The sequence below is a fragment of the Oleiphilus sp. HI0043 genome (genome assembly GCF_001634935.1).
Genome location: NZ_LWEY01000728.1, coordinates 1 through 607 on the forward strand (window position 1 = coordinate 1; position 607 = coordinate 607).

Annotated in this window: 1 protein-coding gene; it reads right to left on the reverse strand. The window is 49.9% G+C overall.

Annotated features, from left to right (window positions below; translation table 11 throughout):
• The coding region (locus A3729_RS08505) for an Ig-like domain-containing protein (protein ID WP_156497810.1) at positions 1-607 on the reverse strand (607 nt) is incomplete at both ends.

Sequence of the window (607 nt, forward strand, 5' to 3'; positions counted from 1 at the left end):
AGTTGTAGTATTGGAGCCATTAGCGATGACGGCAGCATCGAGACTGGTAATAACGCCGCTAGAGGCGAGTAGCGCTCCTGCCTGAAGGTTGATCATTTCAGTGTCAATAACATCTTCACCATCAAAGGTGGCGCTAATGATCGCGACACCGGTATTGGTGGGGGAGGTGTAGGTTGCGCTATAAAAACCGTCATTCAAGTCGGTGACATCACCGATACTGCCCATACTGGCCGCGAAACTAACGGTACTGCCGCCTGAGTTTAATCCGTTACCAAGCACGTTAATAGCCTGGAGCAAAATAGTTGAAGTAGTGCTTCCATCAGCCGTTAGCGTGTTTGGCGTAGCGGTGATTAAAGTATCGCTCATGGAGGCGGGTAGTGGGGTGAACTCAACACTGGTTGTATCCACAATTGTACTTCCCTCAAGACTTGCACTGATGGTGGCTGTCCCGACAGTCGTACTGCTCGTTAAAACTGCAGTGTAGCTTCCATTGCCAAGATCGGTGACCGGCCCGACGCTGCCAATATCGGCTGTAATGTCGACACTGTTTCCACCGCGTGCCAAATCATTATTGTTTATATCTGAAAGCTGAACGGTAATGACGCTC